Annotated in this window: 9 protein-coding genes; all 9 read right to left on the reverse strand. The window is 65.6% G+C overall.

The window, feature by feature from the left end:
• Nucleotides 1-11: 11 nt before the first annotated feature.
• The 9 genes from M4J39_RS09875 to M4J39_RS09915 all read right to left on the reverse strand — a co-directional run bounded on the left by M4J39_RS09875 (nucleotide 12) and on the right by M4J39_RS09915 (nucleotide 14,335).
• The gene (locus tag M4J39_RS09875) at nucleotides 12-863 is read right to left on the reverse strand and encodes an aldo/keto reductase (RefSeq protein WP_251727677.1); all 852 of its coding nucleotides are present in this window, start codon (nucleotides 861-863) and stop codon (nucleotides 12-14) included.
• Between the two features lie 68 nt (nucleotides 864-931).
• Complete coding sequence (locus tag M4J39_RS09880) at nucleotides 932-1,861, reverse strand: aldo/keto reductase family oxidoreductase (protein ID WP_251727678.1); 930 nt, start codon at nucleotides 1,859-1,861, stop codon at nucleotides 932-934.
• 195 nt (nucleotides 1,862-2,056) lie between these two features.
• A complete protein-coding gene (locus M4J39_RS23060; protein ID WP_251727679.1) occupies nucleotides 2,057-5,980 on the reverse strand; it encodes a translocation/assembly module TamB domain-containing protein in 3,924 nt (1,307 codons plus the stop codon).
• 10 nt (nucleotides 5,981-5,990) lie between these two features.
• Complete coding sequence (locus tag M4J39_RS09890; RefSeq protein WP_251727680.1) at nucleotides 5,991-7,919, reverse strand: autotransporter assembly complex family protein; 1,929 nt, start codon at nucleotides 7,917-7,919, stop codon at nucleotides 5,991-5,993.
• Nucleotides 7,920-8,118: 199 nt separating this feature from the next.
• Nucleotides 8,119-9,186 (reverse strand): ABC transporter ATP-binding protein, encoded by a 1,068-nt coding sequence (locus M4J39_RS09895; protein ID WP_251727681.1) that lies wholly within the window; start codon nucleotides 9,184-9,186, stop codon nucleotides 8,119-8,121.
• A gap of 5 nt (nucleotides 9,187-9,191) precedes the next feature.
• Nucleotides 9,192-11,159, reverse strand: a complete 1,968-nt coding sequence (locus tag M4J39_RS09900; protein WP_251727682.1) for a glycoside hydrolase family 127 protein — start codon at nucleotides 11,157-11,159, stop codon at nucleotides 9,192-9,194.
• Nucleotides 11,160-11,185: 26 nt separating this feature from the next.
• Nucleotides 11,186-12,049 carry a carbohydrate ABC transporter permease gene (locus tag M4J39_RS09905; protein ID WP_251727683.1) on the reverse strand — a complete coding sequence of 288 codons (864 nt, stop codon included), beginning with the start codon at nucleotides 12,047-12,049 and terminating at the stop codon, nucleotides 11,186-11,188.
• A complete protein-coding gene (locus tag M4J39_RS09910) occupies nucleotides 12,046-12,966 on the reverse strand; it encodes a carbohydrate ABC transporter permease (RefSeq protein WP_251727684.1) in 921 nt (306 codons plus the stop codon). The genes M4J39_RS09905 and M4J39_RS09910 overlap by 4 nt, the downstream gene beginning before the upstream one ends.
• A 127-nt stretch (nucleotides 12,967-13,093) precedes the next feature.
• On the reverse strand, nucleotides 13,094-14,335 hold the full coding sequence (locus M4J39_RS09915; protein WP_251727685.1) for a sugar ABC transporter substrate-binding protein: 1,242 nt from the start codon (nucleotides 14,333-14,335) through the stop codon (nucleotides 13,094-13,096).
• Nucleotides 14,336-14,339 lie beyond the last annotated feature (4 nt).

The raw sequence follows: 14,339 nt of genomic DNA on the forward strand, positions 1-14,339 counted from the left end.
GCAGGTAAGGCCTAAGCGGCGTCGAGCTCGTCCATTTCCGAAGGGGTGAGTCTCAGACCGGCGGCGGCCACGTTTTCGTCGAGATGGGCGACGCTCGATGTGCCCGGGATCGGCAGCATCACGGGGCTGCGTGCGAGCAGCCAAGCGAGCGCCACCTGTCCGGCCGTGGCGCCGTGCGCCTTGGCGATGCGATCGACGAGGCCGCCGGGTTGGGCGAGCTTGCCGGACGCCAGCGGGAACCAGGGAATGAACCCGATGCCGTTCGCCTCGCAGTGGGCGAGGACGTCCTGACTGGCGCGATCAGTCAGGTTGTAGCGGTTCTGCACGGTGGCGACGGGGAACACCTTCCGCGCCGCCTCGATCTCGGCCACCGAGACCTCCGAAAGGCCGGCGTGAGCGATGACGCCCTCGTCGATGAGCCGACGCACCGCGCCGAACTGCTCGTCGCGCGGCACCTTCGGATCGATGCGGTGCAACTGCCAGAGGTCGATCCGCTCGACGCCCAGCTTGGCAAGGCTCTTCTTGGCCTGCTCGATCAGATAGTCCGGCCGGCCGTTGGGTGTCCATTGGTCGGGACCGCCACGCGTGAGTCCACCCTTGGTGGCGATCAGCAGGCCCTTGAAGGGGTGAAGCGCCTCGTGGATCAGCTGCTCGGAAACGTCCGGGCCGTAGCTGTCGGCCGTATCGATGAAGTTGACGCCGATCTCCGGCAGACGTTTCAGCGTGGCGAGCGCCGCATCGCGGTTGGCGGGCGGCCCCCAGATGCCCTTTCCGGTGACGCGCATGGCGCCGAAGCCGAGGCGATTGACCGTGAGGTCGCCGATTTTGAACTGCCCGGACAGGCCGGCATCGATGGTGCTCATCCTCTTGTCCTTTCGCAATCTGGATTGCGCGGCGGCGAGCCACATGTCCCGCCGCCGGCCAAAGGCGGTCAGGGAACGATGTAACCGGCGGCGGTGAACAGCCGGTACCACTCCTCGCGCGACAGCGTCACGCCGGCACCGGCGACGCATTCCTTGACGCGGTCGGTGCGCGTCGTGCCCAGCACGACCTGCATCTTCGCGGGATGGCGGGTGATCCAGGCCACCGCGATGCCGGTCGGCGTCACGCCGTGGGCGGCGGCGATCTCGTCGAGTGCGTCGTTGAGGGCGGCGCAGTTCTCGCGGTCGCCGATGAACGGTCCGTCGAAGAAGCCTCGCTGGAACGGCGACCACGCCTGCAGCGTCATGCCTTCCTTGCGCGAATAGTCGAGGAGACCGAGGTTGCGGTCGACCGACTGCTCGAGGCCGGCCATATTGATGGCGATGCCCTGGGCGATCAGCGGCGCGTGGGTGATCGAGAGCTGCACCTGATTGACGAGAAGCGGCTGCTTCACCGCCGTCTTCAGCAGCTCGATCTGACCGGGCGTCTGGTTGGAGACGCCGAAGTTGCGCACCTTGCCGGACGCCTGCAGCTTGTCAAAGGCCGACGCAACCTCTTCCGGCTCGACCAGCGCATCGGGGCGATGCAGGAGCAGAACGTCGAGATAGTCGGTCTTGAGCGCCTTCAGCGATCCGTCGACGGCTTCGAGCAGGTGGGCCTCGGAGAAGTCGAAGAAGCCCTTGCGGATGCCGGCCTTGCTCTGAATGACGATCTTCTCGCGCTGGGCCGGCGTCAGGTTCATCGCCTCGCCGAAGCGCTTTTCGCAAAGATGCAACTCGCCGCCATAGATGTCGGCGTGGTCGATCATGTTGATGCCCGCCTCGATGGCGGTGTTGACCAGGGTCCGGATCTCGGCATCGCTCATTTTGGCGATGCGCATCAGGCCGAGGATGACGGAGGAGACCGAGAGGTCGCTTTTGGGAATCTGGTAGGTCTGCATGGTTTGCCCTCGCCTTGGTGCCCACGTCGTCGTGCCTCTGGCGGCGACCGAACGAGCGGAAGAATGGAACGCCGCGGACGATGCGCCACCATCGGCCATCCGTCCAACAGATTACGGAGATGCCATTGATCTCTGTCGGGGATGGCGAGGGGCCGAGATCAAGTCAAGCGGCCTCTGGTCCCGATCGCGGCGCGGTCAGTATTCCTTCTCGAAATAGACGCCGACCTTGGATTGTTCCTGCGTCGCTTCGGCCCTGGCCTTGACGTCGTCGGTAATGTCGAGATTGACCGACACGCCGCTCCGCCCACCCTCACCGGCCGTGACTCCGAGATAGACGCGTTCGGTGATGTAGCGGCCCGCCGTCACCGCCGCATTGCCCTCGGCATCGGTGTTCACGTCGAGGTCGTCGAGGCCGACGCTGGCGCGCAGTCGTTCGACAATGCCATTGCCGTCGCCGCCACCGGCGAGCTGGGTCACCGCCTCGGCCAACTGGGCGATCTGCAAGGCCGAAAGATCCGAGACCGAGCGCTTGAACAGGAAGCGAGCAAGGATCTCGTCCTGCGGCAGCTCAGGCGACGAAGAGAGGACGATGCTGGGATTGTCGGCATAGCCCTCGACGGTAGCCGTCATGGAAATCGATTCCGACGTCGTTGTCGCCGACAGGGACAGATAGGGATTGAGGTCGCCCTGAAGCGTCACGGTGCCTTCGGTGAGATCGATCCGTTGGCCGATCACTTGAACCCGGCCGCGGATCAGCGTGAATTTGCCCACTGGCTGCACGTTGTCGAGCGTTCCGCGTACCGTCAGCTGGCCGCCAAGCTCGGCATCGATGCCGCGACCGCGCACGAACAACTGGCGCGGCGCATTGACGGCAACGTCGAGACCGACGGAAAGGCCTCCCTCCGAACGCGCCCGGTTTCCGCCGGCAGCCTGACTGATGCGCTTCAGTGTGGCATTCACATCGGCTGGCGTGTTCTTGTGCCGAACATCGATCAACGCCGGCGCCCCGCCACCACCTTCGGGAACCGTGATCTCGGCGCGGGCGATGTCCACCTTGCCGGTGACCATGAGGCCGTTGGCCACGGAACCGCCAACCGCGAGAGACGCGTTGAGATCGGAGGTCACGATTCGACCGTCGGTGACCCGGGCCCTGGCCGCCGTGACGCGAACGTCGACGGGCAGGCCGGCCGACAGGCCGATGCTGCCTTCGGCCGAAACACGGCCGCCGCCCTTGACGGTGCCGGTTGCCCTCTCGATGCGGACGCTGTCGCCGGAGAGCTTGAGCGCCACGTCGATGGCGTTGAGGCGCATGGTGGTCAGCGGATCGGCGACCGTGGCGCCGCTTACCGTCACGCGCCCGGAAAAGTCCGGCGATACAAGGCTGCCGGACACTCTCACGGTCGCATTGGCCGTCCCGGTCAGCCGTGTTCCGCGCGTGGCGACGAAGGACTGCGCCAAGGCGAGTGGCAGGTTCGCCTTGACGTCGACGCCGAGACCGCCGCCGGAAAGCGGAACGACGCCGGCGGCTTCGGCACCGAGACCGGCAGGGCCGGTCAGCTTCGCGCTGGCGAGCGTTACCTTGTTGCCTTCAAGCCGGCCAGACACCGTCGCCGCAAAGCCGGAGAGGCCGGCCGCGGTGAGCTGCGGCGCGGCTAAGCCGTCGGCCCGGACGTTGAAGGCCGTTGCGTTGCCCTCGCTTTTCGCCGTGCCGTCGATGCTGGCCACGCTCGCCGCCTGGGCCGCCAGACCCTTCGCTGTGAAGCGACCGTCGATCTTCGGCGCGCCGAGGAGATCGGCAACGGTCGCCTGGATATCGGCGGAGGCGATCCTGGTGCCGGCAACCGAAAGATTGGCCGCCTTGATGTCTGCCTGGGCCGATTGCCGGCCGTCCTTGGGTGCAAGGCTTACGTCGGCCGAAAGGCGACCGGCGACATCGACGAGGACAAGCGGAGCCACTGCCGAAAGATCGGGTGAGTCGATGGCAAGCCGGCCGGTTATCAGTCCGTCGGCACTTACCGTCCCATCGCCGGTCACTTGACTGTCGGCGACCGAGAAGACGAGATCCTCGATGCGTCGGCTCCCGTCGGCGGTGCTCTTCAGGCCGGCGGAAACCGCGAGAGGCTTGCCCTTCAGCCTGCCCGTTCCGTCGACCTTGCCGTCGAAGTCGGCACCATCGAGCCGACCGATCAGATCGATACCCAGATTCTCAAGCGCGTTTCCGGCCAGCGTCAGGCGATCGGAGGAAAGCCGTGCCGCCAGATCAAGCGGTCCTCCGCTGCCGCGAACCGACAGCATGATACCGGCCGCCCCCTTGGCTTTCGGCTCGACGAGGCCGACGTCCGGCAACGTCAGCGTTGCCGTTACGTCGGTACGTTCAAGGGCGTAGTTGCCATCGGCGGTCAGCGTCAGCGCCGGGTTGGCGATTCTTAGGTTCTGAAGCTTGAGCCCCGACGTGTCGCGGGCAACGCGACCGGTCAGCTTGGTTGCGCCGGACAGGAGGCTGTCCAGCCGGGAGATATCGGCCGCAAGTGCATCAGCTTCGCCGTCCAGCGTCAGGTCGAAGGCTCCGGTCGTGGGAACGAGAGTTCCGTTGGCAGCCAGTTCGATGCTGCCTTCGAGCGGTCGGCCGGCAAGCCCGGAGAATGGCGCGAGCGATGGGGTGGACAGTGTCTGCTGCCCTTCGACGCGACCGTCTTCCACCTTGCCTGCAAACGACGCCTCGGCGGTGGGGGTCGCCAGCTTCAGGGCGTCGATGGTCAGGGGTACGCCGGCCGCCCAGCTCCCGGAGCCGGAGAAGGAGAGTTCGCCACCCACTGCCGCGCCGACGACGGCATCGGTGAAGCTAAGGCCGTTCGAACCGCCGCTGAGCGTGAAGTCGATGCGGCGCTTCTGGGCGTCGGCAAGATCGGCGGCGGCGCCGCGGCCATTGATCGCCAGCGAACCGGCACCAAAGCTCGGGGTCGACAGCCCTTCCGCAGCGAGCTCGAGGCTCCAGGCACCGCCATGTCCGAAGGAAAAGCGCAGCCGCCCCTCGCCGAGCCGTGTCGTGGCGCCCGCGCCGCCGAGCGGCAGGGCACCGTCCTTGCCCGCAAGGCGGCCGTCGATGTCGATGGCCGTCGGGAAGTGGTCGGCGGCGAGCGCCGCCGAGCCCTGCAGCGTCAGCACCGGCGCGGCGAGCGCCAGCTTGTCGATGGTGATCGGTCCGGCATCGTCGACGCGACCCGAGAGATCGAGCGTCGAGCGGCCGGCCAGATAGAGCGCGTAATCGGGCTGCGCCAGGGCAGCGAGATCGCCGCTGAGCGCCGAGCCGAAGCGATAGCCATCGCCGTCGCGGGCGATGGTGGTGCGGCCGGCCAGTCGATTGACCCCATCGGTGGCCAGGGTCAGGTCGGCGGCGAAGTCGTCAAGCGGGCCGGCGCCTTTCAGCGTCAAGCCAACCGACGGCTTGCCCGGCAGGTTCAGGAGGGTCGCCATGACGCCGTCCGCCGGCTCGTCGGCCTTGAGGTCGAGGTCGAGCGCCTTGGTCTCGGCGGCATAGGCCGCCTTGAGCGACAGTTCGCCAGGTTTGCTGTCGGTCCGGCTGACAGACAGGTTGGCGTCGAGCGAGCCATCGGCGAGATTGGCGGACGCGGTGACCGAGAGGTGGGCTTCTTCTCCGAGGACCGGAGCACCGAGGACGACGTTGGGGGCCGCGAGACGCCCGACCTTCACCGCCACCGGCAGATCCGGCAGGGTGAAACCTTCGCTCGCCGCCGGGTCGACGGTCTCCGCGGGCAGTGGCTTGCGGACGACCTCGATCTTCTCGGCTTCCAGGCTGTCGACGTCGAGGGTTCCGCGCAGCAGCGCCAGCCGACTCCAGACGAGGTGAACGCCTTCGATCCGGAGCCATGCGCCTTCGCGGTCGGACACGGTGATCGAGGCGAGGCGGACGTCAGACGACAGCGCCCCGTCGATGGCCCCGAGTTCGATCTTGCGGTCGGGTGTCGAGATCTTCTCTTCGACGAATCGGACAAAGGCGCCCTTCTCGGCGCTGTCGTCTTCTTGCGCTCCGGCGAGCGTCAGGGCCAGCGGACCGAGGGCCAGAACGGTAAGGGCGAGGAGGGCGGCTTTGATCTTCACGTGCGCCTCCTCAGAAGCTCTGGCCGAGGCCGATGTAGAGGCCGAAGGTGGAGTCGCCGGGCTTTGGATCGAGCGGTAGCGCCACGTCGAGTCGCACAGGCCCGAGACCGGTATAGTAGCGGACGCCGGCGCCGGCAGCGAACCGCAGCCCTTCCGAGAAATCCGGGTAGCTCGACGCGAAGGCGTTGCCGGCATCGACGAAGCCGACCACGCCGAAACTGTCGGTCACTTTCGCGCGCAGTTCGACGGAGCCTTCGAGATGCGACAGGCCACCCGTCACAGAGCCGTTTTCCTCCGGCCCAAGGCTGCGATAGGCATAGCCGCGGACCGAAGAACCGCCGCCTGCATAGTACAGGCGGCCATTGGGCATCTCGTCGATCGGTGCGCCGAGGATCGAGCCGGCCGCGAGCCGCCCGGCGATGACGAAGCGGCCTTCGCTATCGACCGGCCAGTAGGAGGCGACGGAAGCGTCGACGATGGCACCGACGTTGCCGAAGTTGGCCTCGTAGAAGGGTTCGAGGCTCGCCTTGGCGTCGAATCCTTCGTGCGGATCGGTCTTGTCGTCGCGGCTGTCATAGATGAGGCCGAGCGGAAGGCCGGTGAACAGGAACTTGTCGGTGCCTTGGGAGTCTTCGTCGCGGGAGGCAGTAACGCCGAGACCCAACGAAGCGGAAAGCTGCTCGGTAATGGCGTGGGTCAGGCCCACCTTCGCCGTGATCGCCGTCTCGGTATAGGTGTCGGGCGTTTCCCGCGTCGCACCCAGCTCGGCGGTGAGATCGGTGAACGGAGTGATGATGCCCGGGCGGGTGAAGGTGGCCGAGAGGTCGTAGTTGAAATCTTTTGGGTCGACGCCGGCAATGCCGTTTACCGCGCCGGACAGCCTGAGGGACTCGGCATGTCCCCAGAGGTTGCGGTGTTGCCAGTAGGCTTCGAGGCCGGCGCCATCCTCCGTGGCATAGCTGACGCCGCCGCCGAACACGCGGAGCGGTCGCTCGGCGACGTTGAGGGTCAGCGGTAGCTCGCCATTCGGGCCGAGCGCCTTGGCTTCCTCGATGCGCTGGCTGGAGAACACCTGCAGCCGTCGGAGGTTTTTCTGTCCGCGCTCGATGGCGGCGGGATCATAAGGCGTGCTTGGCTCGATGCCGGTCATCCATGCCGTGTATTCGGGGTTCATGCGGCTGGTGCCGGTGACCGCCAGTGGCCCGAAGGTGGCTGCAGGACCGGGATCGACCGTGATGGTCACGTCGAGCGTCGACGTATCGTGTTGGGCGACGGTATCGCGCTTGACGATGCTGGCAAGTGGGTGTCCGCGCCGGCGCCAGGCGTCGATCAGCAGCTTCTCCGATCCGGTCACTGCGCCGGCTCGCGCCGGCTCGCCGACGGCAAGGCCGATCTCGGCCGGCGTCGACTTCTTGAAGTCGGCGTCTTCCGCCCCAAGCGGAGGCGCGCCGGTGATCTCCACCTTGCCGAAGCGGAAAAGCGGGCCCGGCGTCACGCGCATCGCCACCTTCACCGGTTGCGGCAAGGTCGAATCCGGAGCGATGGAATCGGGATCGCGACCATCGATCGTGATCTCGATGGTGCCGCCGTAACGGCCCGCCCTGTAGAGGGCGGCGGTGATGCGGCCATACTCGGCATTGACGCGACTGAGGAAGGCGGCCGTCGAGGGCGGCGGCGTCTCGTCGCGGCCGGACCACAGAGCCGAGGCGGCGAGAACCGCCGCGTGCAGGTCGTCGTCGGCGCCGACCGTATCGATCGCCACGGTGTAGCGCTGGGCGTCGGGGGAAATGTCGGGGTCGGGCTCCGCTTCGAAGAATCGATGGCCGAAAAGCTCGAAGGCGATGGCTTTGCCCGGCAACAAGGGAATGGAAAGCAATGCCGCCGCTACGGCCACGAGGCGAGCGGTCGTCGGGGGTAATCTCTTCCCTTTGGCCCGCATGAAACGCCCCTTCCAACTCACGCGACGGACGACGACCGGTTTGGTTCCAGCACCTCGTTCGAGACGATTAGAATAAATTGGGGTTACCGAACAGGAAAGATGACAATCATCGCAATTCGTCCTGCCCGTCGTGGCGACGAAAAAACGGCCCGCGAGGGGGAGCGCGGGCCGAGTTGCCTCTTGGAGTCTGGAGGAGAGGTCAGCGGATGCGTAAGCCGCCTTCGTTGAATATGTAACGTCGATCTGACGGGCAGCCGAGTGTGATGGTGTCGCCGGAGCGGACGTCCGGCCCGTCCCGATACTCGACGATCAGCGGTTGTCCGTCGGTGAGCTGGCAATAGAGGTAGCGCGTGCCACCGAGGTATTCGAGCACGTCGACGCGCGCCTCGATGCCGCCGGCGGCGCCGACGATCAGGTGTTCCGGCCTGAGGCCGAAGGTCACCTTGTCGCCCGGCGTCAATCCGGCGCCGGCGATGGGCGCATCTTCGGCCCGTCCTCCGAGTTCCACCTTGCCCTCGCCCCGCCAGACGGCATCGAGCAGGTTCATGCGCGGGGACCCGATGAAGCCGGCAACGAAGGCGTTGTCGGGGTCTTCGTAGACCGTGCGGGGCGATCCCGCCTGTTCCACCCGGCCATCGCGCAGCACGACGATCACGTCGGCGAGCGTCATCGCCTCGGTCTGGTCGTGCGTCACGTAGATCATGGTGTTGCCGAGCTCGCGGTGCAGCCGGGCGATCTCGACGCGCATGGAGACGCGCAGCTCGGCATCGAGGTTGGAGAGCGGCTCGTCGAACAGGAACACCTCCGGCTGGCGTACGATGGCCCGGCCGATGGCGACGCGCTGCCGCTGGCCGCCGGAAAGCTGGCCGGGGCGGCGATCGAGAAGCTGCTCGATCTTCAGGATGGCGGCCGCTGCCGCCACCCGCTCGTCGATCACCGCCTTGTCGGTGCGCTGCATCTTCAGGCCGAAGGCCAGATTGTCGCGAACCGTCATGTGCGGATAGAGCGCGTAGCTCTGGAACACCATGGCGATGCCGCGCTGCGACGGATCGACATCGGTGACCTCACGACCCTTGATGGCGATCTCGCCGTCGGTCACCTCCTCAAGGCCGGCGATCATGCGCAACAGGGTCGACTTGCCGCAGCCCGACGGCCCGACGAACACGACGAACGCGCCGTCGGGAATCGAGAGGTTGACGCCGTGGATGACCTCCATCGAGCCGTAGCTCTTGCGCACCTCGGTCAGTTGAACGCCAGTGTCGGCCATGGTCCTCACGCTCCGGTCTTCTTCGAACCACCGCGCATCCAGACGAGCATCTCGCCGGGCTCGCGGTTGTCCCAGAGGTGGTAGGGCACGAAGCGCGCCTTGGCGGGCTCCGTCGCGGGGGGCGTCTCGCGGTAGAGCGAACCGTCGAACCCGGTGCTGACGTCGCGCGTCGCTTCGATGTCGAGCGCAACGGCGCCACCGAGTGCTTCCACCACGGTTTCGCTGGCGCGTGCCGGATCGCCGGTGACGGTGAGCGCGTTGAGGCCATCGCCGTTGTCGACGCCTTCGGCGCAGTAGACCAGCGGCCCGCGCATCAGCGCGAAGCGGCCGGTATCCTGACGAACGCGCGGATCGGCCCAGAGGGCGCGCGGGATCAGCGGCAGTTCGAGGTCGATGACTTCGCGGCCGGTCCACTCGTGTTCGATGCGCGCGTAGCCATCCACCATGACCGAATCGAGGTCGACAGCGCCTCCGTCGATCGACAGCTTGGCGCCCTTGGCCCAACCGGGTATGCGCAGGGAGATGGCGAAGCGCGTCGGCTTTTCCACCTTCAGGGACAGCCGCACCGCGCCGTGCCATGGATAGCGCGTGGCCTGGCTGAGTTCGATCTTGGTGCCGGCCACCTCGGCCTTGACCGAGCTCTCGCCATAGAGATGCACGGCGATCTCGTCCTTGGCGACCGCATACATGTAGGAGCCGACCGAGGCGACCAGACGGGCGATGTTGGGCGGGCAGCACGGGCAGCGGTGCCACACCCAGCGGTGATGCTTGCCGGCGCTTTCGAGCGGGTTCTCGTAGAAGAAGGTCTTGCCGTCGAGCGACAGGCCGGAGAGCGAACCGTTGTAGAGCGCGACTTCCATGATGTCGGCAAAGCGGCGGTTGGGGCCGCGGCCGAGCATGCGGTTGGCCCAGAACACCAGGCCGACCGACGCGCAGGTCTCGGCATAGGCGCTTTCGTTCGGCAGGTCGTAGTAATCGGTGAAGCCCTCGTTGGCCGCCGCCGGCCCGATGCCGCCGGTGACGTACATCTGCTTGGTGACGAGATCGTCCCACAGCGTTTCGAGCGCCGAGGTCAGCGTGTCGTCACTGTACTCGGTGGCGATGTCGGCCATGCCCGAATAGAGATACATGGCGCGCACGGCGTGCCCGACGACCTTCGTCTGCTCGCGCACCGGCTGGTGCGACTGGTTGTAATGGTAGGATCCGAAGACGAAATTCTTGGGATCGCGACCGTCGCGCTGGGCCTCGATGTCGAAATAGTGCGGCTCGGTTCCCCGCTCGTCGATGAAATACTTGGAAAGGTCCATGTACTTCTGCTCGCCGGTGACGCGGGCGAGCTTGACCAGCGCCAGCTCGATCTCCTCATGCCCGCAATAGCCGGCGATCTGGTTCGGACCGTGCCCGAACTTGTCGATGATATGGTCGACGTAGCGGCACATGATGTCCATCAGCTTGCGCTTGCCGGTGGCCTGATAATAGGCGACGGCGCCCTCGATCAGGTGGCCGGCGCAATAGAGCTCATGCGTATCGCGAAGGTTGGTCCATTCGCGACCGGGCACGACGCGCAGGTACCAGGAGTTGAGATAACCGTCTTCCCGCTGCAGCTTGCCGTAGAGGTCGACGATGGCGTCGACGCGCGCTTCGAGCTTCGGATTGGGCTTGCGATAGAGCGAGTAGGCGACCGTTTCGATCGACTTGCCGAGATCGCTGTCCCAGAACATCTGGGTTGAGACCATGGCCTTGTGCTCGGTGGCCGGCACGGTCGGGCTCATCGAATTATAGGGGATGACGACGCCGGGGCTTGGCTGGTCGACGTCGATCGCCTTCAGCATGCCCGCCTGGATGCAGCGGTCCAGCAGGGTTTCGGCCGTCGCTTCGCAGACGGCATCCTGGCGGGCGCCGAACAGACCGCCGAGCACGACGGACGGCACGGGGACGGGACGGAACTGACGGTCTCTCTTGGTCTTGGTCATGATCTGATTTCCAATGAGGGGAAATGTCACTTCACGGCGCCGGCCATCAGGCCGCGCATGTAGTAGCGTTGCAGGAGCAGGAAGACGAACAGGCAGGGCACGCTCATCACGGTGACGCCGGCCTGAACCGCGCCCCAGTCGATGGCGCCGAGCCGACCGGCGCGCACCGCCGAAATCAGGATCGGCAAGGTGAACTTGCTGTTGTCCGACAGCAGCACGAGGGCGGCAAGGAACTCGTTCCAAGAGTTGAGGAAGGCGAAGATCGCCACCGTGACGATGCCCGGCAGCACCAGCGGCAGCAGCACGCGGACGAGCAGCCTGAGGTCGCGGGCGCCGTCGATGCGGGCGGCTTCTTCGATCTCCTTCGGCACGGCGTCGAAGGCGTTGCGCATCATGAACACCGAGAAGGGAAGCTGCAGGGTTACATAGACCAGCGTCAGCCCGATCAGCGAGTTGTTGAGGCCCAGCTTGGCGAGGATGATGAAGAGAGGCGTCAGGATCGACTGGAACGGGATCATCAGCGTGGCGATGATCAGCACGAACAGCGCATTCTTGAACATGAAGCGGTAGCGCGAGAAGCCGTAGCCGGCGAGCAGGCTCACGATTACCGTGAGCAAGGCCGTGCCGATCGCCACCGCCGCCGAGTTCAACGTGTGCTGCCAGACCCCGGCGCCGAAGCTGTCGAGGCTGCGGTAGGCGTCGAGGCTGAAGCCGTTGGTCGGCCACGGCGGAATGGGAGGAAGCCGGGCTTCCGTGCCATGCCGGAACGACGAGAGGATGGTGATGACGAACGGCGCCAGGAAGAACACGGCGAGCAGGATGCCGGTTCCGTGGTAGCTGCCGGCGCCGAACAGGGCGCGCCGCGCGCGAGCTTCTTTCTTGGTGGTCATGCCCGCTCCTCCCCGACGCGCAGCAGCCAGAGCTGGAAGATGCTGATCAGCACCAGGATGACCAGGAGCGCCAGCGACATGGCGGCGCCGTAGCCGAGGTTGAAGGAGACGAAGGACTGGTTGAAGATGTAGTAGACCACCGAGATCATCTTGTTCTGAGGTCCGCCGGCCGTCATGATGTAGAACTGGTCGAAGGCGAGGATCGAGCCGGTCACCGACAGGATCAGCGACAGCGCCATGGTCTTTCGCATCAGGGGCAGCGTCACGTAGAAGAAGCGCTTCCAGCGGTTGGCGCCGTCGATGCGCGCCGCCTCTCCGAGCTCGGTCGGAATGGCCTGCAGGCCGGTGAGCAAAATGATCATCGTGAAGCCGGCCACCTTCCAGACCACCATCAGGCAGACGATGAAGAAGGCGCTGTCGAAACTGGCGAAGAAGTTGGTCTTGAGATCGACGATCCCGAGCCAGGCGAGAAGCGGGTTGAGAAAGCCGCTGTCGACATTGGCGAACCACACCCAGAGCAGCGACGCCGAGGCGAGGCCCACCACCACGGGCATGAAAATCGCCGTCCGATAGACGCCGACCATCTTCCGTTGCCGCTCGACGAAGATGGCGAGCGGAAAGGCGAGGGCGAAGATCGCTATGGTGATGATCACCGTGTAGTAGGCGGTGAAGCCCAGCGCCGAATAGAAGCGGGTGTCGGAAAACATCCGAATGTAGTTGTTGAGCCCGATGAAGCGGGGCACGCCGAGCAGCGGCCACTTGTGGAGACTCATCCAGAAGGTGAACAGCACCGGCAGGATGAAGAACATGATCACCAGCACCATGGCCGGTGCGATGTAGAGAAGGCCCTTCCATTGCGACCGGCGCTTGGGTCGGCGCCGGCGGGTAGGGCGGGATAGGCTGTCGGCGAGGGTCATCGCTGCCGCTCTTCTTGTCATTCGCCTGCAAGGTGGCGGATGGTCGAAATCAGGGGATCGGGCGCCGCGGCGTTCCGAGGGAAAGGCCGGCCGGATGGTTTCCGGCCGGTTGGTCGCGAAACGGCCCTTACTGGGCGTTGTCGATGATGCTCTGCATCTCTTCCTGGGCGGTGGCGAAAGCAGCGTCCACGTCGTCACCGAAGATGGCGGCGTTGGTGAACGAGGCCCACGGACCGTTGGCGCTGTTGATCAGATCGTTGAACTGCAGCGTGTAGGGCGTCTTGGCGACGGCGATGGCATCGACGCCGACCTGCATGCGCGGATCGAGATCCTTCAACACCTCGGCGGCGATGTCCGAACGGGTCGGCAGGCTGCCGTATTTCGCCATCACCTTCTGTCCTTCGAGCGAGTAGGCATACTCGAGGAAGTTCTTGGCGATGTCGGCGCGCGGCGAACCCTTGGTGATGACGAAGTTGTCACCGCCGGCGAAGGACGACGTCTTGCCGTCGACGCTCGGGATCAGCGACACGCCGAAATGAATGTCCGGATGCTCGGTGACCAGCGTGCCGATGGCGAAGGCGCCGAGATTCTGCTGGCCGATCTTGCCATTGGTGATCGACAGGAAGTTGGTGCCGGTGTCGGAAGCGGCGCCCGGCGGCACCACGTCCGCCTTGACCATCTCGCGATAATAGTCGACCGCCTTGCGCATCTCGGGCGTGTCGAGCGTCGCCGTCTTGCCGTCCTCCGACAGGATGTCCGCGCCGGCGCCCCATGTGAGCGGCATGAAGGTGAAGATCATGCAGCCGCCGCAGCCGCCGCCGGAGAAGTAGAAGCCGTAGGTGTCGTCGCCGAGGGCCCTGATCTTCTTGGCATTCTCGGAAATCTCTTCCCAGGTGGTCGGCGCCTTGTCCGGATCGAGGCCGGCCTTCTTGTAGAGATCCTTGTTCCAGGCGAACACCGATGTCTCGACCGACAGCGGCATGCCATAGATCTTGTCTTCATAGGTGCCGAGCTTGACGTGGCTCGGGGACAGCGACGAGAAATAGGGGAGGGCCTTGGCCCAGTCGGTCAGATCCTCGAGCTGATCGGCGGCCGCGAAGGCCGGATTGTAGATCAGGTCGAGGGACAGGGCGTCGGGCGCCTGGCCGCCGGCGATGGCGGTGGCGTACTTCTGCACCAGCTCGGAGAAGGGAACCTCCGTCATCTGGATCTTGTCTTCGTGGCTGGCGTTATAGGCCTCGACCAGCTTGGTGAACGAGGCGCCGATGCCGCTGCGCACCCACATCTGCAGCGTTTCGGCCTGCGCCGCACCGGCGGCGAAACAGAACGTGACGAGACTGGCCGCAGCCAGCAGCTTGTTGAACTTCATTGCT

The sequence above is a fragment of the Pleomorphomonas sp. NRK KF1 genome (assembly GCF_023721755.1).
GTDB lineage: Bacteria > Pseudomonadota > Alphaproteobacteria > Rhizobiales > Pleomorphomonadaceae > Pleomorphomonas.